The sequence below is a fragment of the Shewanella sp. GD04112 genome (genome assembly GCF_029835735.1).
Taxonomy (GTDB): domain Bacteria; phylum Pseudomonadota; class Gammaproteobacteria; order Enterobacterales; family Shewanellaceae; genus Shewanella.
In genome coordinates, this window is the sequence record NZ_JAOEAL010000001.1 from 748482 (window position 1) to 771108 (window position 22627).

18 protein-coding genes, 1 pseudogene and 1 riboswitch are annotated in these 22627 nt (G+C 46.8%); of the genes and pseudogenes, 12 read left to right on the top strand and 7 right to left on the bottom strand.

The genetic code is table 11. The annotated features are described in order from the left end of the window. Positions 1–5: 5 nt before the first annotated feature. The 4 genes from N7386_RS03290 (at position 6) to N7386_RS03305 (ending at position 4423) form a co-directional block, all read left to right on the top strand. Positions 6–659, top strand: a complete 654-nt coding sequence (locus N7386_RS03290) for a hypothetical protein (protein WP_037422308.1) — start codon at positions 6–8, stop codon at positions 657–659. Between the two features lie 42 nt (positions 660–701). Next, on the top strand, positions 702–1922 hold the full coding sequence (locus tag N7386_RS03295) for a hypothetical protein (RefSeq protein ID WP_011715822.1): 1221 nt from the start codon (positions 702–704) through the stop codon (positions 1920–1922). Next, complete coding sequence (locus N7386_RS03300) at positions 1910–2782, top strand: hypothetical protein (protein ID WP_279767044.1); 873 nt, start codon at positions 1910–1912, stop codon at positions 2780–2782. The genes N7386_RS03295 and N7386_RS03300 overlap by 13 nt, the downstream gene beginning before the upstream one ends. Before the next feature lie 390 nt (positions 2783–3172). Continuing rightward, entirely contained in the window at positions 3173–4423 is a 1251-nt protein-coding gene (locus N7386_RS03305; RefSeq protein WP_279767045.1) for a dicarboxylate/amino acid:cation symporter, read from the top strand. Positions 4424–4485: 62 nt separating this feature from the next. On the opposite strand, the gene N7386_RS03310 is transcribed toward N7386_RS03305, so the two are convergent. Both N7386_RS03310 and N7386_RS03315 read right to left on the bottom strand, forming a co-directional pair. Beyond that, complete coding sequence (locus N7386_RS03310; RefSeq protein ID WP_011715825.1) at positions 4486–4956, bottom strand: hypothetical protein; 471 nt, start codon at positions 4954–4956, stop codon at positions 4486–4488. Positions 4957–5363: 407 nt separating this feature from the next. Beyond that, on the bottom strand, positions 5364–5852 hold the full coding sequence (locus N7386_RS03315) for a TIGR00645 family protein (RefSeq protein ID WP_011621445.1): 489 nt from the start codon (positions 5850–5852) through the stop codon (positions 5364–5366). A gap of 625 nt (positions 5853–6477) precedes the next feature. Here N7386_RS03315 and N7386_RS03320 point away from each other — a divergent pair. The 3 genes from N7386_RS03320 (at position 6478) to N7386_RS03330 (ending at position 9034) form a co-directional block, all read left to right on the top strand. Then, a complete protein-coding gene (locus tag N7386_RS03320) occupies positions 6478–7047 on the top strand; it encodes a hypothetical protein (protein WP_279767047.1) in 570 nt (189 codons plus the stop codon). Positions 7048–7545: 498 nt separating this feature from the next. Then, positions 7546–8490, top strand: a complete 945-nt coding sequence (locus N7386_RS03325) for a hypothetical protein (protein WP_279767048.1) — start codon at positions 7546–7548, stop codon at positions 8488–8490. Further along, on the top strand, positions 8483–9034 hold the full coding sequence (locus N7386_RS03330; protein WP_279767049.1) for a hypothetical protein: 552 nt from the start codon (positions 8483–8485) through the stop codon (positions 9032–9034). Before N7386_RS03325 ends, N7386_RS03330 begins: the two co-directional genes overlap by 8 nt. Before the next feature lie 590 nt (positions 9035–9624). Here the strand turns inward: N7386_RS03330 and N7386_RS03335 are convergent. Continuing rightward, complete coding sequence (locus N7386_RS03335) at positions 9625–10617, bottom strand: class 1 fructose-bisphosphatase (protein ID WP_279767051.1); 993 nt, start codon at positions 10615–10617, stop codon at positions 9625–9627. Positions 10618–10913: 296 nt separating this feature from the next. Between N7386_RS03335 and N7386_RS03340 the strand changes: the two genes are divergently transcribed. After that, the gene (locus N7386_RS03340) at positions 10914–13217 is read left to right on the top strand and encodes a S9 family peptidase (RefSeq protein WP_279767052.1); all 2304 of its coding nucleotides are present in this window, start codon (positions 10914–10916) and stop codon (positions 13215–13217) included. 332 nt (positions 13218–13549) lie between these two features. Here N7386_RS03340 and arcA read toward each other — a convergent pair whose 3' ends face one another. Beyond that, positions 13550–14266 (bottom strand): two-component system response regulator ArcA, encoded by a 717-nt coding sequence (gene arcA / locus N7386_RS03345; protein WP_007644695.1) that lies wholly within the window; start codon positions 14264–14266, stop codon positions 13550–13552. Positions 14267–14852: 586 nt separating this feature from the next. On the opposite strand from arcA, the gene N7386_RS03350 reads away from it, so the two are divergent. The 3 genes and pseudogenes from N7386_RS03350 to N7386_RS03360 all read left to right on the top strand — a co-directional run bounded on the left by N7386_RS03350 (position 14853) and on the right by N7386_RS03360 (position 18318). Further along, positions 14853–15287 carry a DUF3293 domain-containing protein gene (locus N7386_RS03350; RefSeq protein WP_011621450.1) on the top strand — a complete coding sequence of 145 codons (435 nt, stop codon included), beginning with the start codon at positions 14853–14855 and terminating at the stop codon, positions 15285–15287. Positions 15288–15526: 239 nt separating this feature from the next. Beyond that, a riboswitch (Lysine riboswitch) is annotated at positions 15527–15701 on the top strand. Positions 15702–15844: 143 nt separating this feature from the next. Next, positions 15845–17200 carry a lysine-sensitive aspartokinase 3 gene (lysC, locus tag N7386_RS03355; RefSeq protein ID WP_279767053.1) on the top strand — a complete coding sequence of 452 codons (1356 nt, stop codon included), beginning with the start codon at positions 15845–15847 and terminating at the stop codon, positions 17198–17200. Position 17201: 1 nt separating this feature from the next. Then, positions 17202–18318, top strand: a pseudogene (locus tag N7386_RS03360) (succinylglutamate desuccinylase/aspartoacylase family protein). Between the two features lie 54 nt (positions 18319–18372). Here N7386_RS03360 and N7386_RS03365 read toward each other — a convergent pair. Next, a complete protein-coding gene (locus N7386_RS03365) occupies positions 18373–19338 on the bottom strand; it encodes a zinc transporter ZntB (RefSeq protein ID WP_220054659.1) in 966 nt (321 codons plus the stop codon). 180 nt (positions 19339–19518) lie between these two features. On the opposite strand from N7386_RS03365, the gene N7386_RS03370 reads away from it, so the two are divergent. Then, a complete protein-coding gene (locus N7386_RS03370) occupies positions 19519–19893 on the top strand; it encodes a YacL family protein (protein WP_279767054.1) in 375 nt (124 codons plus the stop codon). An 88-nt stretch (positions 19894–19981) separates the two neighbouring features. Here N7386_RS03370 and N7386_RS03375 read toward each other — a convergent pair whose 3' ends face one another. Together N7386_RS03375 and narQ are read right to left on the bottom strand one after the other, a co-directional pair. Further along, entirely contained in the window at positions 19982–20611 is a 630-nt protein-coding gene (locus N7386_RS03375; RefSeq protein WP_011621455.1) for a response regulator, read from the bottom strand. Continuing rightward, positions 20604–22400: a nitrate/nitrite two-component system sensor histidine kinase NarQ gene (gene narQ, locus N7386_RS03380; protein WP_279767055.1), complete on the bottom strand. Its 1797-nt coding sequence runs from the start codon at positions 22398–22400 to the stop codon at positions 20604–20606. The genes N7386_RS03375 and narQ overlap by 8 nt, the downstream gene beginning before the upstream one ends. Between the last annotated feature and the right edge of the window lie 227 nt (positions 22401–22627).

Sequence of the window (22627 nt, forward strand, 5' to 3'; positions counted from 1 at the left end):
CTGCCATGAATGAGTCAAACCAAACCGTATTAGTCGGCACGGGCGCCATTATCGAACTCTTGCTAAAAGGTGAGTTTATTTGCCGTACCACTAATGAAGATGGCTGGCGCGCATTAAAAAATAACAGTACCCGCGAGCGGGTTGAAGCGTATCTCAATCAAATCAATCGCACCGTGGCTTCGGCCGCCGAGGGCGATGTGTTTTTCTGCGGTTATTTGCAGTTAGGCGAAAGCGAACGCAAGGTGATTTCATCACAGTTTAAGGATATTTGTCAGGCACTTATCCCTATGGTGGAGTGGTTGGTATTAGTGCAGGAAGCCAGCGGCCAAGATGCCCCCTTAAGCGAAGGCGCGCCAGTACGGTTAACCGAGCTGCAAAGCCGAATTGAAGATACCCCAGCGTTTCGTGAGCAGTTGGCCAAACTCAGCCAATACCGCTTATTCGGTTCAACCAGTACCAATAGCGATGCGCAAATTAAGTTAGTGTTCAAGCGCTTAGTGGAGCTTGGCTATCTAGTGCGCCCTAACGTTGAAAAACAAATTTATATCGCCACCGGCAAGTTGGATTACCTGTACGAAGTGATCCGTTTTATCGACGAGACCGAAGGCCTAAGCCTAGAAGCGCAGGCGGAAACGGCGACGCAGCGGGATTTACTATGATGCCTTGGACGATAACGCATTGCATCAACCAAGGAGGCCGCGATGAGCAGTAACTTACATCAGGCTGGGGTGAAGCTACTCAAGCAGTTAGGTCGCCATGCAGACATCATTATGGATGCCTATCTGGCAGGCTCGCTCAAGGAAGAGAGCCATGATCCCGCCGTGGTTGAAAAACTCAAGCAGGCAGGGATTTTATGGCGCCCAGAGCCAGATCAAGAGCTGCGCCTTAAACGCTCGGTGCGTGCCTTGCTCGAAGAGGGCTTAAGTGATGAGCGCAATCGCCAAATCGACTCTAACGTCGGCTCGGCGCTCGCCACCATTAAGACCTTGGCCGACCACTATAAAGAGGCGCGCCACAGCTCAGATTACAGCGCCGCCGAGGCGTACCTGTCTGATTTAAGTGAGCATGTGTATAGCTTTGCCGACAGTTTACGCTACTCCATCCGCGTGTTGTGGGGGCGGATCAACAACGAGTTCGGTTATGTCGGTACCATTAACGCTAAGATCCGTGAAAACGAACTCGCCCAGAGCCAAGTGTCTGAATTACTCAATGGTTTGGAGATGTTCCAGTTTAGCGAATTAGGTGAAATCGCCGGTGATATCCGTGAGCTGCGTAAGTTGCTGGTAACCACCTTGCAGGAGACCATGAGCGATTGCGCCCAGGAACTTAGTGTGGTGCAGGGCAGGTTGCTGGAACTTCTCGGCCGCTTTAGGCAAATTCGCGGTCGTACCCGCTTGCTTAAGGGCTGGTTGCTATACACAGATTTGCATCCTGATTATCGCCCTGCGGACCATGTGTCCCACAAGGAAATCCCGAGTCTATTCAATCGCGCCGAAGTGCTATTGGCCCCAGCGTCTGTGGATGTGCATAACGCCAGCCAAGAGTTTGAACTGATGAACATTGTCGCCCATATCAAGGCGATTAGTCGTCAGGGTATAGTCGAAACGGTGCGCGAGCAGGATGTGGCCGTGCCGCTGACGCAGAATGAAGACTTTGATATTCCTGATAATCCACTCAAGCAAGCGGTTGACACTTACTTTGTCGACGTGATTGAGTCGGGCTTACGCCAGTCGGCGCTCGATTACTTAGCCGAAAAAGCCCTGCCGTGGGATGCCGAAAGCTGGATTTATCAAGTGATTGGCGGCTACGAAGGTTTACCCGATGAGCATAAGGCTTACTTCGAGTTAGAGCCATTAGGCGAACCTCACCCCATCTACAGCGGTAACTTTATTATCCGCGATGTGGAATTATGGTTAGCTTAACGCCGCAACAATTTCGGTTATTGAAGAACGCTGTAAAAAAGCGTTCTTCAAAGATTAAATTCACACCTAACTGGAAAGCTATTTACCGTGAATTAGAGATAGGACAACTTGATGAGTCCGAAAAGCATCTACTTTTGACTTCACAGGATTTAGCCGAACTTCGCCAATTGGTGAAAGATTGTTCTGGGCTTGATTTGTTCTATGATGATTTAAACGTCGATCGCATGGCGATGTCAGCCAAAAGTCATAATGAGAAACTCGCTAAGATCCGCCCCGAAGCCGATTATGTTTTGATAAAGTATCTAGGTTTCGGATCTTCACCAATTGGGATCTCAACACGCACATCGCTGCGTATTCCTTTGGATGAAGCACAAAAGCATTGCCATGAACTCAATGTCGTAGCCATCTTAGTGGTTGAAAACCTAGATATATTTGATGTTATCCATCAAGCGCATTTACCTGATGATTTTACTAATGTGATGGTTATCTACCGTGGTAGCGGCCACCATTCACCCATTGGTGTGCGCCAGTTTTTACAGGCGATGGCGGGTAAAATGCCGATCATTGCCTTTACCGATCTCGACCCCGCAGGGCTGCAAATTGCCCATACCTTAACGGGCATGACCCATTGTATCGTGCCACAGTTAGCGCTTTTTGCGCCCAGCGAGTTACTCGCTATCCCACAGATTAATTCCGCAGATGACTTTGCCAAGCAAGCGCCTCAGGCTAAATACTTACAGTCAGCCGACTTAAAAAATTGGCAGCAATTAAGCCTTTGGTTAATTCAGCAACGCATTAGCATTAAACAGCAGCACCTGCTAGCGCATCGGCTTGAGCTAGTGCTACTGGCATATTGTTAGTCGTTATTCTTTATCATCTCTCTATAAATGCCTTATTAAGTAGTTTTTAACTCTAATTAAAATGCTTATTTGGTTTTTAAATCTAGCATAATTCAAGCTGAATCGATTAATTGTATTTATTTGGTTTAAATACTGTTTAAATTTTGATTTTTTAACTTGCATCTTAATAGCGTAATTATTAATCGATAATTTTATTTTCAATAAAAATCATATGAATACAAAATTTTTGTGATGGGTTTGGCTTAATTGAAAATGAAATAAGTAAATTTATTCATTGAATTTACTGCCAGCATGTTTCACTATCCCCGCCTGAACCGAAAAGGGAATGGCGATTTTGCTCATCAAGGAAGATGAAGAATAAAAGATGAGCTATTTGGGGAAACCATAAGCATGATTAAATCACTTTCGACACGGATCTTTATCGGTCTGTTTGCGGGACTTATTCTTGGCACCTTAGTGCAATATTTTCTAAACGATATTGGCTTCTTTTCTGGCAATTTAGTCGAACTGGCTGGCGGCGTCGGCACTATGTTCGTCAATATGATCATGATGTTGGTCGTGCCTCTGGTGTTTGTCAGTATCGTTTGCGGCGTGTGTGAGCTGCAGGACTTAAAAAGCTTTGGGCGCCTTGGCGGCAAAACCTTCGGCTTTTACATCGTTAATACCGTGGTCGCTATCTCAACCGCCCTGTTAGTGGTGCTATTGCTCGACCCTGGTAAAGGCGTCGATATGAGCAGCACCGATGGTGTGGCGATTACCGCGACCGAACTCCCCAGCTTAATGGCGCTGCTGATTGATATAGTGCCGCGCAACCCAGTAGCGGCTTTTATGTCGGGCAATATGCTGCAAGTGATCTTTATGGCACTGATGCTCGGCGGGGTGATTAAATCCCTCGGCGAGCATGTGGCTGGCGCGGTACAAGGTTTTCAAACCGCTAATAAAATCATGATGAAACTGATTTCTGTGGTGATGAGCCTTGCGCCTTATGGCGTGTTTGCGCTGATGTTTAAGTTAGGTGCCACCTTAGATGCGGCAGTATTTATGAGTGTGCTCGAATATGTCGTGATCATTCTGGCGCTGTTATTACTGTGGATTTTTGTGGTCTATCCGCTGGCGGTGGGGGTCTTCACACCGATTTCGGCCAAGAGCTTTCGCGAGAAAACCCAAGAGCAAGTGCTGTTTTCCCTGTCTACCGCCAGCTCTAATGCCACGATTCCAGTGACTATGCGCACCCTAACGGAAAAGCTTGGGGTGAATCGCGCCGTGGCAGGCTTTGGCGTGCCGCTTGGGGCGACCATGAATATGGGCGGCGTGGCAATTTATATCACGATTGCGATTTTCTTTGTCGCCAATGCTTTCGGCATGCCAATCACCAGCGAACAATTGCCATCGCTGCTGTTTAGTATCTTCCTGTTATCCGTTGGCGCGGGTGGTGTACCCGGTGGCGGCATGGTGATGATTGGGGTATTAATCCATCAAATGGGTTTGCCGATTGAAGCCTTTGCGATTGTGGCCGCACTGGACCGTATCATCGACATGGTGCTGACCTCCTGCAACGTAGTGGGGGATACGGCGGTGTTGACCATAGTCGACCAAACCGAAAAGACCCATCAAGTCGAGCTGGTCGATAGCGAGTCTTAAATCGCACAACTAAAAAAGCCACTGATTACAGTGGCTTTTTTGTATCAGGACGAGACACGCCCTTACTGGCTACACTTCTGTTTTAGCTGGCTGACCGCTTCACTAAATCCCACGGCCACTAAGGTTGAGCTAGTGTATTTGCTTGAGCGAAACGAAACGGCCTCAAGGCTTAGTTCTTGAGTTTGTAGCTGAGCTAACGCCTGCCACAGATCGTCGTCAGCCTTTGGCAAACTGGTAAAGTTCATCAAGGTCGCGGTGCCGCGAAATTTCACACTGTGCTGCTTGTCGCTGCGAATAATTAGCACGCTTGGATCGCTACCAAATGCAAAGGATTCACCCATAGTGACGTTTAAAATGGGTTGGGGTTCGCCAACGGAGCAGCTCAAGCTCAGCTTGAGGCCTTTATCAATAAAGTCGATGCTATGGCTTTTAGGGGCGGGTTCTGCGGTGTCTAAGCTTGTGGCTAAATCTTCCTTGGCATATGCGTAGCCTAAATGACTGACGAGCATGAGGGCCAGTAACTGTGTTTTCACTTTACTACCTTGTTAATTGTGCGGACGAATACAGGTGATGATTTGTGTTGCTACATTGTCAAAATGTTGGCGATTATAAAGAATCTTGACGCATTTTAATAACCCTTTTGGGTTAATTGGTCTTGAATTTGATTCAAAAGGTTAGCCTTTGGTATCAAACGCCGTTTAGGTTAAGACTCGGGCTATTATCTCAAGCAATAATTTCAATTCAAACATGCACTTATGCAATGCAGACTAAATTAATACCAAAGTGCGAGGCACAGTTTTTGTTCAGGAAATAAAAAAGCCACTATTATCAGTGGCTTGTTTTAATCTTTGGCACTCGGCATTGTTTGGCTATGGCGGGTTTAGTGACGCTTAGCACTCACTCTCAAACAGCAACGTCGCTTACGGGGCGATGTCGCTGTTTATTTACGAGTCATTTTATCCAAGTAGCCCATGGCAAATGCCGACACCACGAAGGTGATATGGATAAGCAAATACCACATGATTTTGTCGTTATCGATATTTTTCACATCCATAAAGATTTTCAGCAGGTGAATTGACGAAATCGCCACAATGGAGGCAGCCACTTTGTTTTTCAGTGAGCCAGAATCTAATTTACCCAACCAGCTGAGCTTCTCACTGTCTTCGCCGACATCCAGCTGCGAGACAAAATTCTCGTAGCCAGAAAACATCACCATCACAATCAGACCGCCCACTAGGGTGATATCAATCAAGGACAGGGTGACCAGCACCAGATCCACTTCGGTCATCTCAAAAATAATCGGCAGAATATGGAAGATCTCTTGGAAGAATTTAATGCCTAAACCCAACAACACTAGACTCAGCCCCAAGTAGATGGGCGCCATAATCCAGCGTGATGCGTACATTAGCCTTTCAAATATTTTTTCCATATGGAGTAAATCCTTAGTGGTTAAAGCTTAATAATCGAATCTATGAAGCCAAAACAATAACATACTGGGTTAACGCCGCGCTATCGGCCAATCGCAAAGGCGTGAGGTATATGCAGCTCGGGCTTAGCTGATTTGGTTTTGCGGCCTTACAGCCGAGGTCAGTTAGGTTAGTGGGGTTAACTATCCCATCTTCTCCCTTGCGGCTTCTGGCTAAAGCATTAACTCATTGCCTGCCGCAGGCTTTCGCACTGTTACACCAGTGACTCGCTGTAAATACGTCCCTGTAAGCTCTACTAAAACATCCCTGTTTTAGAAGGTCACCGGTGCAACAATGCCAGTTTTGGTGTAACCATTGAGTGAAAAGTTATGCTTGTGCTGTTTTTTGATGCCTCGCTCACGCAACGAACGCAAATGCCCTGCGGCAACTCCGAGGGGATGGTGTATTCTGTAACTTCGGTGTTGGCTGTTAATCCCAAAAGAGCTATGCCTGTGCCATTCTTCCTTCTCATTTTCCTAAGAAATTTGCCATTGATGACATTTGTCATCCGTAATTGCTGACAACTCACACTGCCGTGATTTAGCGGATGCAGGGATACTTAAGCCATACCAACAAGGAGGCTTAATCATGCAACATCAATCACTGGATCAACAACTTATCGAATACCACCAAAAACGTGCTTTAGCTATGCCCTTATCTGGCATGATGGTCTGGGGACTATTGTTTATCTTGAGTTTTATTCTGCCAGCATCGCAAATGGTGATGGCAACATTTATCGGCACGGGTTCTATTGTCTATCTTGCTATGGGAGTCTCGCGTCTAACGGGCGAGAATATCTCCTTCAAGAAAAGCACTGATCGTAATTGGTTTGAGACTGTGTTTTTGGCTGCGGTGGGGATGAGCTTTTTAACCTTTAGCATCAGTATTCCCTTTTTTATGGAAAACTATTTAGCCTTGCCCTTCGCCCTTGCGGTGCAAACAGGATTAATGTGGTTGGTTTTCGGCGTGTTAGCGGCGCAAAAGGTGGCGATTGTGCATTCCATTGTGCGCACTGTGGCTTGCGTGGCTGCCTTTATGTTGTGGCCTGAGTTGAGTTTTCAGCTTCAACCTTTGATTGTGGTGGTATGTTATGGGTTTTCGATTCCACTCATGGAACGTCGTTGGAAGATTCAGCAAAATCTTTGTGTTGCCAGTTAGTTGGGTGTTTCAGTTTCCACTGACGTGTAGAAAAGCAATACGGCCTTCGGCCGAGGTAGATTAAAGTCGTGGGGCTTTAACCCATACCTTATGTAGAAGTTTAGTGATTGCGGCCTAACGGCCGAGGTGAATCAAAGTCGTGGGGCTTCACCCCACACCCGACCAAGAGGGGATCAACAGCAATTCCCTCTTGGATCTCCCTTGCCGCCCCCAACGGCGTTGAAAGCCCCTTGTGCTCATCGACAAATTTGCTATCGCTTCCGAAGGATGCGTCCCTGCACCTGCGAAAGCTAGCTCGCCATCCATGGCGAGACTCACGCAATTTGTCTATTCGCCCTGCGGCAACTCCGAGGGGAGAGTGAACTTCTGTAGTCCTAGAGTTGTTTTTTCATATTTTAAAACAGTACTAAAACACTATCTTTCTAAAATTAAACAATGGGTATTGAAATAAAATTATGATATAAAATTATGAACAATAACTTGATATAACTATTTGAAATGATTCTACAACAATATGAAAGGTATCTTCTTGAATGTAACTTTGGCGTTAGAAAACATCCTGATGATGCACCAGATTTCAATTTTGAAAGGATTTTACCTAACCTCAAGAATATGGTTGCAAAAAACCAAGCTCTGTATGAGATAAAAAATGGTGACGTTTCACTACGACTACATAAGTTAAAAGTTGAGGAGTATGCAGTAACTATGTTGTTCCAGTATGCTGATAAAAAAGCGACTGATCCAACATTTACTGAAATAATCACTGGAAAAACTCGAACAGCAGAGAAGAAGGAAGGAGAGGGAATTTCTGTATCAGCACATCTAGTTATTAGAAGAGAACCCCATAATAAAGCTTTAAAAATTTTTCATCATGCAATTCTTGAGGAAGTACCGGGTATTACTAGGCAAGTTATTGCGAATGGCTTGACGCATATGTTGTCTATCTGCGCACAATCTACGTATAGACGAGATGGAGAGCAAAAAGATTTAAAATGTCGCCCAATGATTTCCTTAGAATTCAATGGGAACGAAAAACTTAGTACCCTTCTTAATAAAGGTACTATCCGTGGTTTTGTTGCGTTTAGAGACGCTGTTGATAATAAAATGGATGAGGATAGTGAGTTCACTGTAAAAGACGAAAGAATTACATTAGTAGCTCTTAAAACTCGAGGCGAGAAGGCTCTAAAAATGATTGAAGAAGCCAAAGGTTGGGTCAATAAACGCGAATATACAAGATTACAGATTAAATATGTTGGTGATAACAGACGTCATCGAACACTTGAAGTAGGTGTGAGAGAAAGAGATATTGCTGAAAAAATGTTTGCTAAAAGTTCATTAGTATCGCTCAATGATCCAATTGCGCAATGCCAAGAAGATATCCATACTAAACTTCATCAAAAAATAGTAGCCAAGCTTGAAGAAATGGTACAAGTAGATGTTTGACAAACTTCTTAAACCACTTTGTTACATAAAAATCTATCATCCAGAGAAGCGTTGGTTTGATTATTATTTACCATTAATCTTATCAATAATCATTTGTGCAGTATTGTACTATCTTCCTGTTCCTGTGGTTTTTGTCGGTAAAGACAGCTTGATATCTGTTGTAAACGGAATTTTGCAAATATTGTCAGGATTTTATATTGCTTCTATGGCTGCTGTCGCAACGTTTAATAAAGCAGGGATGGATGATCCTATGTCGGGACAGCCTCCAACACTTTACGGAAAACCATTAACCAGAAGAAACTTTCTGACATATCTTTTTGGGTATCTTGCATTTATGAGCATTTTTATGTATTTCGCAGGTGGTTTTGTACAATTAGCAGGGAAAAGTATCCTCCAAATAGCTGCTGAATTTCATGAGTTAACCAAATACATTTTTGTTGCAGTATATATGGTGTTTATTTGTAACATACTGACGACAACTGCATTAGGTATGCATTTCTTGATTGATAGGGTTCATAGGGGAGGATCAAAGTTCGTTGATTAACTAAATTACGAGTCTGCCAAAAATATAAATAAAAACAGACCAGTATAAATTTTATTCCTTAATTTGAAAAAGTAGACACTCAGTCTGAATAGCAAAGATGGGACAGACATAACTTTTGGGATAAATAGCCAGCACCTTTGCTACAGATGTTCACCTTCCCCTGCGAAGTTGCTGAAGGGCGTTGAAGAAAATCACGTGAGCGAGGCATGGATGCCGAGTTAGCTTTCGGGGTACAGGATGTACCATCGGAAGCGTTAGCGATTTTCGAATAAGCACGAAGCCACTAACTAACGTATGTAACTTCGCTAGGGGCGTCTTGGAGAATCCAAGGAGGATAGGACGAGCAGTCCTCCTTGGTCGGGTGTGGGGTGAAGCCCCACGATCTTGATTTATCTCGGCCGTCAGGCCGCAATAAATATAGCATTGTGCTAAACAGCACGAATATCAGGCAGAGGGTTGAAGACCCACGACTTTGATTCACCTCGGCCGTTAGGCCGCATTTTAAAATGAATGTCGCATTACGCGACAATAAAAAAGCCACTGTGGTAAGTGGCTTTTTTCATAAAAAATCAAAGCTTAAGCGATTAGGCTTAATCCAGAGTTGGTTCTTCGCTGTAATCGATACCATGGTAGCTTAGGCAAGCGTCCACTTCATTGGCGCTACCGAGGATAACCGCTACGCGTTGGTGAATTTGGGTTGGTTGAATATCCAGAATGGTTTCATAACCCGTAGAGGCTTTACCGCCGGCTTGCTCGACTAATAAAGCCATTGGGTTGGCTTCGTACATTAAACGCAGCTTGTATGGCTTTTTCGGATCTTTATTGTCGGTTGGGTAAGTAAAGATACCGCCGCGAGAAAGTACGCGGTGCACGTCGCCCACCATGGCGGCAATCCAGCGCATGTTGAAGGATTTTTCGCGCGGGCCAATTTTGCCTAGCAGTAAATCGGCGATGTAGGTCTGCATTGGCGCTTCCCAAAAACGTTGGTTCGACATGTTGATGGCGAACTCTTGGGTGTCAGGGCTGATGCTCATGGCCGCGTTGGTCAGTAAAAATTCGTTGGTTTCTGGGTGCAGGGTAAAGAGTTGCACGCCTTGGCCTGTGGTGAGGGCGAGCATGGTTGATGGACCGTAGAGCACATAACCTGCGGCTAACTGATTGCGACCCGATTGCAAAAAGCTTGTTTCAGTTAACTCACCCTGTGGTGCGGGTAAAACAGAGAAAATCGTGCCGACCAGTGAGTTGATATCGATATTCGATGAACCATCTAGAGGGTCGAAACACACCAAATATTGACCATTGGCGCTGACTTCAACCACATGATCTTCTTCCTCTGAGGCTAAGCCGCGCACTGTTCCGTCGGCTTTTAATGCATCTTTGAGCATATCGTTGGTGATGATATCCAGTTTTTTCTGGGTTTCACCTTGCACGTTTTCCTGTTCGGTCGCGCCTAACACACCAGCTAAGGCACCGTGGCGCACGGCATGACTGATGGCTTTGGAGGTGTCGGCTAAGGTCAAAATCAGTTGCGAGAGGGATTCGTTCACTGCCTTTGAGGTTAAGTGCTGGGCAAGAGTCTGCATGTTAGGTCCTTTAGGGGTTCAACATTGAGGTCAATTTCATTATTTGCCGCGAATAATAACTCAGTTAGTCGACAATTTCAGCGATGTTGCTGTGGGTTTTAATCAATTTAAGCCAAGAGGGTTATCCCTTTGTGTCAGGCTGAGTGGGTTATCTTGAAAATTGAGCTAACCGCAGGGGTTCGCCAGCTAATTTGTATCTGTATATTGCCTGCGCTTTTTATTTAGGCTTTGCCTTGGCACAATGACGGCAGTTTTTGATCGCCACTTTAAGGCGAGTATGCTTCCAAGGAATAATAATGACTAAAAATGGGTTAGCTTCTTCCCTGCGCTCGGTGACATTGGGCGCCTCATCCCTACTGATAGCGAGTCAACTGGCCATGGTTTCTAGCGCGATATTAACCCCCGCCTATGCACTTGAGGGCGGCACAACGCCGCTGACTATCGAGCGCATGAATGCTTCGCCTGCCTTGGCGGGCACCAGTCCCCGTGGATTAAAATTATCCCCCGATGGTCAAAGGGTGACCTACCTTGCGGGACGTAAAGACAACCAAAACTTTTACGATCTCTGGCAGATGGATGTGAAGACAGGCAAATCTAGCCTGTTGCTGAACGCCGATAAGCTGGCGAGCAATGAGTTATCCGATGAAGAAAAGGCCCGCCGCGAGCGCCAACGTATTTATGGCGAAGGCATTATGGAATATTTCTGGGCCGACGATAGCAAGGCGCTGTTGATCCCTGCCTCGGGTAATCTGTATTACTTCTCCTTAGCAGATAACAGCGTCAGCCAACTGCCGATAGGCGAGGGCTTTGCCACCGATGCGCGTCTATCGCCCAAGGGCAACTTTGTATCTTTCGTGCGGGACCAAAATCTGTATGTGCTCAATTTAGCAACTAAAAAGCTTGAGGCCATGACCACAGACGGTGGCGGCGCAATTAAAAATGCCATGGCGGAATTTGTCGCCCAGGAAGAAATGGATCGCATGACGGGTTACTGGTGGGCGCCCGATGAGTCGGCCATCGCCTTTACCCGCATCGATGAGTCTGGCGTGGAGTTGGTCACCCGCAATGAAATCTACGCCGATGGCATTAAGCTTACCGAGCAACGTTATCCAGCGGCGGGTAAAAACAATGTCGAGATCCAACTGGGCGTTGTGACGTTGAGCAATAAAGCCATCAATTGGGTGACCTTAAGTGATGATCAAAATAAGGATATTTACCTGCCTCGCGTGGATTGGTTGCCGGATAGCAAGCATTTATCCTTCCAGTGGCAGAGCCGCGATCAACACAAATTAGATCTGCAACTGGTGGCGCTAGAATCGCTGACCAAGCCGAAAACCTTAGTCAAAGAGCGTAGCGATGCTTGGGTGAATCTTAACAATGACCTGCACTTCTTAAAGCAACAATCGGCCTTTATTTGGGCCTCGGAGCGTGACGGCTTTAATCATCTGTATTTGTTTGACCTAAAAGGTAAGCTGAAGACGCAACTGACCAAGGGCAATTGGGCGGTCGATGAGCTGGAATATATTGATGAAACCGCAGGTTGGGTGTATTTCACTGGCCGCAAAGATACCCCTATCGAAAAACACCTCTACCGTGTGCCGTTAGCGGGCGGCAAGGTTGAGCGTGTGAGCAGCGAGGCGGGGATGCACAATCCGGTATTTGCCGATAGTCAAAGCGTGTATCTGGATTATTTCAATAGCTTATCTCAGCCACCACAGATCAGTTTGCACGGCGATAAGGGCCAACATTTGGCGTGGGTAGAGCAGAACCAAGTCAAAGCGGGCCATCCTCTGTATGACTATGCTGGCCTGTGGCAATTGCCAGAGTTTAAAGAACTCAAGGCGGAAGACGGACAAGTCTTGCAAACGCGCCTCTTTAAACCCGTGCCCTTCGATGCGAATAAAAAGTACCCCGTGGTGGTGCGCGTTTATGGCGGCCCACATGCGCAATTGGTTACCAATAGCTGGAGTGAGCAGGATTATTTTACCCAATACTTAGTGCAACAAGGTTATGTGGTATTTCAACTGGATAACCGTGGCAGCGCCCACAGAGGCACCCAGTTCGAACAGGTAATTTACCGTCACTTGGGCGAAGCGGAAGTGAATGACCAAAAGGTTGGCGTCGATTATCTGCGCAGCTTGCCCTTTGTCGATAGCAACAATGTGGCGATTTATGGCCACAGCTACGGCGGTTATATGGCCTTGATGAGTTTATTTAAGGCGCCGGATTACTTTAAGGCGGCGATTTCGGGCGCGCCCGTCACTGATTGGCGCTTGTACGACACTCACTACACCGAGCGTTATCTCGCCCATCCCGCGAATAATGAACAGGGTTACGAAGCCAGTAGCGTGTTCCCCTATGTGAAAAACTACCAGTCGGGGCTGTTGATGTACCACGGCATGGCCGACGATAACGTGTTGTTTGAAAACAGCACTCGCGTGTATAAGGCGCTGCAGGACGAAGGCAAACTGTTCCAGATGATTGATTATCCTGGTTCAAAGCATTCGATGCGCGGTGAGAAAGTGCGTAATCACTTATATCGCTCGCTGGCGGATTTCCTCGATAAACAGCTTAAAAGCGGAAAGCAGCCTAGAGCATAGTGCTATTTAACCAAGTGTATGCAGTTAATCTAGCGCATGCAGTTATCCAAGAGTGAGGTTAACACCTCACTCTTTTTTTACGCGGTATTTGGCTAATACCTTAGCTACCACCTTAGCTAACAGCTGAATTAACGCTGTGGAGAGTACTTAGTCGTGAGTAACTGCTCCATTCCAATTGATACGCTTAAAGTTTGCGATAGCTATTTAAGCTTGGCCTTTCAAGCTTAGGTTTATTGATTGGGATAAAGCGGGGCTGAGGATTGGCGATATTACAGAGATAAAAAAACCAGATCAGAGGATCTGGTTTTTATTATTCAAACGGACTTAGAAGATTAGTCTTCTAAGTTACCGCAGAAACGGTAGCCTTCACCGTGGATCGTTGCGATGATTTCTGGCGTATCTGGCAAGCTTTCGAAGTGCTTACGGATACGACGGATAGTCACGTCAACAGTACGGTCGTGTGGCTTTAACTCACGGCCAGTCATCTTCATCAGTAGATCGGCACGAGTTAAGATTTTTCCTGGGTTTTCAACAAAGTGCAGCATAGCGCGGAATTCGCTACGTGGCAGTTTGTAAGATTCACCCTGTGGGCTCACCAGAGAACGACTATTGATCTCTAGGCTCCAATCGTTGAAACGGTAGTATTCGACAGAGCTCTTTTCTTCGACTTCGTTACCAGCGCTATTCACACGAGTCAGAAGGTTGCGAGCACGAATCGTCAATTCACGTGGGTTGAACGGCTTGGTAATATAATCGTCCGCGCCAATTTCAAGTCCAAGGATTTTGTCGACTTCGTTGTCACGGCCTGTCAGGAAGATCAGACCGATGTTGTTGATTTCACGTAATTCACGTGCCAACAACAGACCGTTTTTACCTGGTAGGTTAATGTCCATAACCACTAGGTTAATTTTGTTTTCCTGCATAGCCTTATGCATTTCTGCGCCATCATTGGCCTCAGTTACCACATACCCTTCTGCCTCGAAAATACTTCTCAGCGTGTTACGGGTAACGGCTTCATCTTCAACGATCAGAATGTGCGGATTTTGCATATTAATTACCTAAATTTTAACCAATTTTATTCTAACCATAAGGACCGCTTACATCGGATCCTTATATTCATAAAATGTTGATACTTCCTCTAACTGCTCTGTGCTTCAAAGGAAAGATCTTTACGGCGACACATCAGGATGTATATAAAGTGCACGTTTAAAGTGTAATACGATAAAACGTAACCAGTATCAACTTCGATAAGCAATAGTTATAAATAGTTCCTTAACTATTGTTTTTTTTAAAATGTTTAAATGATAACTCAAATGTAGAACACATTTTAAAAGATGTCTGGCCAGATTAGGGTGATTTCGCAGAGGAATCTAACAAACCCTTGTCAAGATTAAGCAAACTTAATGTTATCTGCTTAACTAGCCAATGGCGTCATTGTACTCGTTTTAGGCATTTGTTAACAAATGAAATGTTAACAAATTTCTGGTTGAGGCCCTGATTTACCATGATATTTACTTTAGTCATTGATTAGTATAACTAATGTATTTTTGATTCTTGTGAGCCAGTTCACGCCTCTTTGGATTTTTGAGGCGCTCTGCTACACTAACCCGGGTTCATTTTTCGACTAGACTACCAATGGACAACATGACTCAAGATTTGTGGCAGCATTACCAGAAGCCGTTGTTTTTGCTTACTCAAGCATTATCCTGTGATTTTTCCTTTGCTGTAATTACCGCCCATAATCCCGCTTCAACCCTCCTCAGTCCCAGCCAAAACCGTTTACTTGACCGCCAACTTCTCCGTGATATTGAATTAATCGGCAGCCCCTATCGTGCAATGGTGGGCGCATCGCCAGATTTATCCCATATGGAGAAGAGCTGGGCGGTGTTTGTCGATAGAAGCATGGCGCTGCAGCTAGGGAAAAAGTTTAATCAATATGCCATCTATATGGTGGAAAAGGGTGAGGTGAGTTTAGTGCCTTGCACCATCACCGGGCATGATGAAGTGTGTTTAGGCCTGTTTAATGATCACGTGCGTTTGGTTTACGAACTGCCCGATCTAGCGACCTAACCCGCGCGTTTTTAACTATTTTCTTATCCGGCTTTGCCTGTAAAGGGCAAGGCTAGGTCGCTTCTTTTTTAATCCTTTGAATGTCTGTTCGATACCTCGCCGCCATTTTTTGCTTTGGCTTTACCGCTAAATTGCTCATTGTTTTTAAAAGCGTTTATTGAATTTGTTTATGCGATGTGAAATTAGCATTGACTTCATTAGGGGTTTATTGCTACTTTTTTCGTCCCTTTCCGGCGGAAAGGAACAGAAGAGGAGCGTTAACTAGGTAGTCAGTCAGAGGAGCACAAACTCCAGCGATGATTGATGAGGGAGATTAACGCCGAGGCATAGATGTGGTTGCTGCATGTTTATGTCGGTCGCTTAGGCTGAATCCTAACGATTGTCACCTGTAATTGGTGGAGAGCTTCTGGTGACGATTGCTGTTTCCCTTCTATTGGGGTGCGTATCATTGAGCACCAGGCTCTTCGAACGAAGTTGGTTCGGAGCGTAATCATGTTAGTTAATCAAGATCTTATCCTAGTTTGTGCCGTGTCTTCTGCTTCTGCGGAGGTACGATAATGTCTCTTGTTGTCGCAAAATTTGGTGGTACCTCAGTCGCCGATTACGGCGCAATGAATCGCTGCGCCGATATCGTACTGGGCAATCCCGATTGCCGTTTAGTAGTGGTTAGCGCCTCCAGTGGCGTGACTAACCTTTTGGTTGAGCTCACCCAAGAGTCGATGAACGACGATGGTCGTTTACAGCGCTTAAAGCAAATTGCGCAAATTCAATACGCTATCTTAGATAAACTGGGTCGTCCCAACGATGTAGCTGCGGCATTGGATAAGCTGTTAAGCCGTATGGCGGTATTGAGCGAAGCGCTAGCATCCCAGCGCAGCAAGGCCACCATGGATGAGTTATTGTCCCTTGGCGAGCAGTGCTCATCAGCATTATTTGCGGCGGTATTGCGGGAAAAAGGCGCTAACTCGAGTGCCTTCGATGTGCGCAGAGTGCTGCGCACCGACAGCCATTTTGGCCGCGCCGAACCACAGGTTGAGCAAATTGCCTCTCTCTCACGTGAGCATTTACTGCCGCTGTTATCTAAACAAGTGATTGTGACTCAAGGCTTTATTGGTTCCGATGAGGCGGGACAAACCACCACGCTTGGCCGTGGCGGTAGCGACTATTCTGCGGCACTGTTAGCCGAAGCCTTAAAAGCCTCCGCGGTTGAGATTTGGACCGATGTGGCCGGGATTTACACTACCGATCCGCGCCTTGCGCCAAACGCCCATCCTATTGCCGAAATCAGTTTTAACGAAGCCGCCGAAATGGCGACTTTCGGTGCCAAAGTGCTGCACCCTGCGACGATTCTTCCTGCGGTGCGCCAACAAATTCAAGTGTTTGTCGGCTCGAGTAAGGAGCCTGAAAAGGGCGGTACTTGGATCCGTCATCAGGTTGAAGATGCGCCCGTGTTTCGCGCGGTTGCACTGCGCCGCGACCAAACGCTACTCAATTTACACAGCCTGCAAATGCTGCATGCACAGGGCTTCTTGGCTGAAACCTTTGCCACACTGGCAAGGCATAAGATCAGTGTGGATTTGATCACCACTTCCGAAGTTAACGTCTCTCTGACCCTAGATAAAACCGGCTCTGATTCAAGCGGCCAAGGGCTGTTGAGCGAGGCGCTGTTGCAGGAATTATCACAGCATTGCCGCGTGCGTGTTGAAGATGGTTTAGCACTGGTGGCGATTATCGGTAACCGGATTGCCACCACTGCCGGCATTTGCCGCCGGGTGTTTGAAGTGCTCGAGCCCCACAATGTGCGTATGATCTGCCAAGGCGCCAGCCCGCATAACTTGTGCGTATTGGTAGCCGAATCAGAAGCGGCGCAAGTGGTTAAAGCACTGCACGAAAACCTGTTCGAAGGCGTGTAATATGCAACCGATTGCATCGTCTTTAACCATTGGGGAGCTTGCCGCAGGGCAAGCGCTCACCCTGCCGATTTACCACTTCAAGCCAAGTGGCCAAGTCGCTGGCCCTAAAGTGTATATTCAGGCCAATGTCCACGGCGCTGAGGTGCAGGGCAATGCGGTGATTTTCCAATTGATGAAGCAGCTCGAACGCTGCGACATCTTAGGGGGAAATCACCTTAGTGCCCTTAGCGAATCCGCTGGGGATAAATCAAAAGAGCGGTGAGTTTACGCTGGGGCGTTTTGACCCTATCACAGGGGCAAACTGGAACCGCGAGTACTTAAATCACTCGATTGATTTACCCGCTTGGTACCGTGAGCATGCTGAGCTGAGCGATAGCGCGCTTATCCAAGCTTACCGCAGCACTTTAGTCGAGGCGTGTCAGCAGCGTTTACGCAATGAGTGGGGCGTGACCACAGGCCACAGATTAGCGGTTAACCTGCAGGCTATGGCCCACGAGGCGGATATAGTATTGGATCTGCATACCGGGCCTAAATCCTGTAAACACTTGTATTGTCCAGAATATGACCTTGCGGCGGCGCAGTATTTCTCGATTCCATACACCTTAGTGATCCCCAATAGTTTTGGCGGGGCTATGGATGAAGCGGCATTTTGCCCTTGGTGGCAATTGAGTGAAGTGGCGAAAGCGCAGGGGAGGGATCTCGAGATTGCCGTTTCGGCCCTTACCTTGGAACTGGCGAGCCAAGAACGCATTTGCCTCGATGATGCTTTAGTCGATGCCAAGGGCATTTTGGCCTATTTGAGTCATCGAGGGGTGATCGCCGAGCGAGTCGCGCCCGCAAAGATGCCGCGTTTTGGCTGTTATCTTAAGGATTACAAAAAGTACCATGCGCCCATGGCGGGATTGGTGGAATATGTGGCGCCCGTGGGAGAGCCACTGGCGGCGGGTGAGACCTTAGTCAATCTGCTGCGCCTTGACTTATATGGCAGTGAGCAGGAGCTGACGGCACTAAGCTTGCCGCAGGATTGTGTGCCCATACTCCATTTTGCCTCGGCGTCAGTGCATCAAGGCACAGAGCTTTATAAAGTCATGACGAATCTGTTTGAGTTGCCGCAGTAAAAGCAATCCACAAAACAAAACGCCAATCCTGTGATTGGCGTTTTTTATTCCAGTCTACAACCACTTAAAGCGATAGAAGAGTGCCATTTGCAGGGCGACCAGCGAGATAAGAATGCCGCAGAAGGTCGCAAAGGCCCAAGTGTTATCCGCACCGGGAATGCCGCCAATATTCACCCCAAGCAAGCCGGTTAAAAAGCCCAGCGGCAAGAAGATTGCTGAGACTAAGGATAAGAAATACAAGCGCTTGTTTAGCTGCTCCGATTGCTGGCTGAGCAACTCTTCCTGGGTCACATTGGCTCGGTCACGTAGGGCATCTAAGTCTTCAATTGTGCGGATCAGTTTGTCCGTGGTTTCGCGCATCTTGAGTCTTTCGGGCTCGTTAAATAGCACAAACTGATCGGACAGCATCTTAGCGTAAGCTTCTTTCTGCGGGCCTAAATAACGGCGCAGCGCCACGGTTTGTCTGCGTAGCTCGGCGATATCAGTACGTAAATCTTTCACATTGCCAGAGACCACTTGTTCTTCTAACTCAGACAGTTGCTCTTCGAGGGTGTCGATAAAATCCACTTTACGGGTGGTGAGTCTTTCGCAAACGGCGACGATAAAGTCCCCTGTAGTGGTGGGACCTGCGCCTTCCATAATGAGTTCGGCGACATCTTTGACAGAGAGCAGCTCACGATCGCAGGTTGAGATAATCCGCTGTTTATCGGCGTAAATACGCACCGCTACCATGTCTTCTGGGGCTGAATTGGGGTTTAAGTTTACGCCGCGCAGGGCCAGCAAAACGCCTTCACCAGCGAGTACTGCACGCGGGCGGGTATCTTGGGCGAGCAGGGCATCGCTTTCGACTTTATTCAAGCCGCTATTTAACACCCAGTGGCGGGCTTTTTTGTGGCGATAACGTAGGTGTATCCAGATCAGCCCATCCTTGGGATCCCAGTTTTCAAGCTCTTCCGGGGTTAAGGTTGACCCCGCGCGCGCGCCGCTAAGCACTAAGCTGTAGATAAATCCATCGTGCATATCGCATTCCATCTCTTGCTAAATCATGGACTCAAGCTAACTGATTTCGTTGTGAAAATGAAGTCTAGGCGATGATTGTGCTGACAATTGCAGCCCTTGGTGGGGCTAAATTGCTGGCCAAGCAAGTTACGATGAAATAGATTAAAATTAGCCATAGTTGTAATGCATTGAGAAGATAAAATGGAATATGAATTTCGGCGTAACAGTTTGACGGGCACTTATTTAGCCAGCTTTAGTATGGACCATGAAGTGCTGGGCCAATGGTTTTCGGAAGAGTTGGGGCCTGAGTTAGCCAAAATTCAACAAGTGCTCGATATTATCAAAGAAATTCAGGCGGGTAAGCGTGATTCTTGGCGGTTAATTGGCTGCGATCTCACCCTAGATCTGGATGAAGAACAGGCGCGCATTTATGCCAATGCCTTAGGGTTTGAGCAAGAGTATGAACTCGAGGAATCGATGTCCCTCTACGATGCGGAATCGGAAGCCTATTGTGGATTAGAAGATTTAGAGGAAGCTCTGCTAAGTTGGTATGAGTTTGTGCAAAAAGGGCGATAGCACAAATTTCTACTCCTACAGACAATAAAGGCAATCGATTGATTGCCTTTGTTTTTTAGCTTAGTGCTGAACCACTCGATTTGAAGCGTTAGTTGTTCAGATACCTTACCGCCATTTCGGTTCTCGACTTGGCATTGGCCTTACGCAGCAGATTTTTCACGTGCACTTTTACCGTGCCTTCACTGATATGTAAGTGCTCTGAAATCATACGGTTACTTAATCCTTCCGCCAGCTGTTGCAGGATCTGTAGCTCCCTTGGCGTGAGGCTTGAAATCCATTCCTGCTCATCGGCGGCATTTTTAAGCTCGTACAGATATTCTTCAACTTCGTCGCTGATCACTCTGTGGCCCAACATGGCATTTTTGAGCTTATCGAGCAGCAGATCCGGCTCGGTATCTTTCAGCAAATATCCATCGGCGCCCGCGCGTAGCAGTCGAATAACATCTTGTTTGGCGTCCGAAACGGTGAGGATCACTATTCGTGAAGTCACGCCTTCTTGGCGCATGGCATTGAGGGTATCGAGTCCAGTCATTCCCTTCATATTCAGATCGAGCAGTACAATATCGGGCTCATCGGTGGCGACGGCGCTTAAGGCGTCTAAGCCTCCACCGACTTCGCCGAAGAGACTAAAATCCGGATCGGAGGCGATCAGCTGGCAGATCCCTTTACGTAGGAGGGGATGGTCATCGACCACGAGGACTGAATAAGGTTTACCCATGTGTAGGCTCCTGTTGGGAAGGGAAGATTAAAGTAACTTTGGTTCCCTGTGACAAATTGGATTTGTTATTAGACGCTAAGGGCACATCCGGTTGGTCTTGGTCTAGTTGTTCGGTAATTCCCTTGCTATTAGTGTGCGTATCATTGCTACTAAATACAACAGTACCGGCTAATTTACTGGCACGCTCGTGCATGATCCCTATGCCAAAGTGTTGATCTCGCTCCTTAAGATAGCCAATTCCTATGCCGTTATCGCTCACACTGATATTGACCATGCCATTGTCATCTTTATAACAGCGAATATTGATCTGGCTGGCATTGGCATGTTTTATCGCGTTGAGTGTGGCCTCACGGGTGATTTGCAGAATGTGAATATGCTGCTTCGCCTCGAGCCATTGGGGCGAGAGTTTATAATCGAGATGGATCTTGATATCGGTATTGGCCCTAAGTTGCTCTAGCATGGCTTCCATCGCGTTCTTCAGATTCGGTTCTTTGATGGTTAATCTGAAGGTGGATAATAACTCCCTAAGCTGTACATAGGCTGTACTGACGCCTTCATTGATTTCCGTCAGTTGCCCCTCGATCGCAGGGCTGCGGCAACTATGATCTAAGTTTTTGCGCAGCAAGCTAATTTGGATTTTGAGGAAGGACAGTACCTGACCTAGGGAGTCGTGTAATTCCCTAGCGATAACGCCGCGCTCCTCCATCAAGGCCAGCTGCTGGCGTTGCTCGGTGGCGTTATGGATAACGATGGAGCGAGTGAGCATGATGGCGAAGTTTTTAAACAGCGGCGTATTCGTGTCCTGCGCCGAAATAAGCTCTAAGTAACCTAAGTCGGCCTGCTCAAATTGCAGTGGAAAGCGGGTACTGTTTTGGGTATCTTCCGGCCAACCACCATCGGCTTCCACTACTTCTAACTCTTGCTCTGGGTACTGAATAATGAGCCGTAAATAGTCGATAGACTCATAATCTTTTAATTGATTTAACGCCGCTCTAAGTGCCTTGTAGTCGAGTTTATTCGCATTTAGTGTCAATAGATTATCGTATAAAAACGCGAGCTCATTGTTTGCTCTGGTGAGTGCAAGGGTCTTTTCGGCCACTTGGGATTCTAAGTTGCCGTACAGGGTTGCGAGCTCGCGGGCGGTTTTTTGCAGCGCGTGGGTTAGGGCGGTGAGCTCAATATATTCGGTCTCGGGCATTTCTATCTCAAAGTTACCCTTCGAAATGGTGTTAGCCGATTCCATTAACTGCTGTAAGGGCACTACGACTTTCCGCTTGGTGAAACGTACCGCTAAAAAGGCGATGGCGAGCATTAGCCCGAGTCCAAAAATCTGGCTCGCGGCAAGCAGGCGCAGCTTAAAGGCGGCGTGGTGCTCCATTTCTAACACCAATAAATCAATGGTATCGACAAAGTCCTTGAGCGAGGCGGCGTAGTCGCGGGAGTTTTCCTGCTCAATGTAGTACTTCATCACCAGCCATTTATCGATGACGAGCTGATACTGATCGGCGATCTTTTTCGGGCTAAGCCAACCTGTGGAAGGTTGCAATGCCTCGGAGTGCAAGGTGTTTTCAAACTCGGCAATCTTCTCTTGGGCGGCATCACTGCCCGAATTGGCATAAAACATCAGCCGGTAACTTTGCATCCGCAGTGAACCCGAGGCGTTGATGGCCTTTGCATCGCCTAAACTGTAAGACAAATTGATGATTGCGAAGATGGCCAAGCTGCTAGAAAGCAAAATCAGTACTAACATTAAACCCAAAATTTTAGAGGTAAGGCTGCCTCGTTTCATATGTCCATTACCTAATATATGGGCCATTGATTTAATGGCACTTTAGTCGTGTTTTACATTAGAAAATAATGTACTACACTAACGAAAACATAAAAGTGTGAACAACAACACTATTACATTTTGATCTAGCGCAAACTTCGTTCTAGATACCCCCTAAGAGGTATGTCTTTGGAGGGTTTAAGCCACTAACTTTGGCCTTGGAGATGTCGTGATTTATTAAAATAATG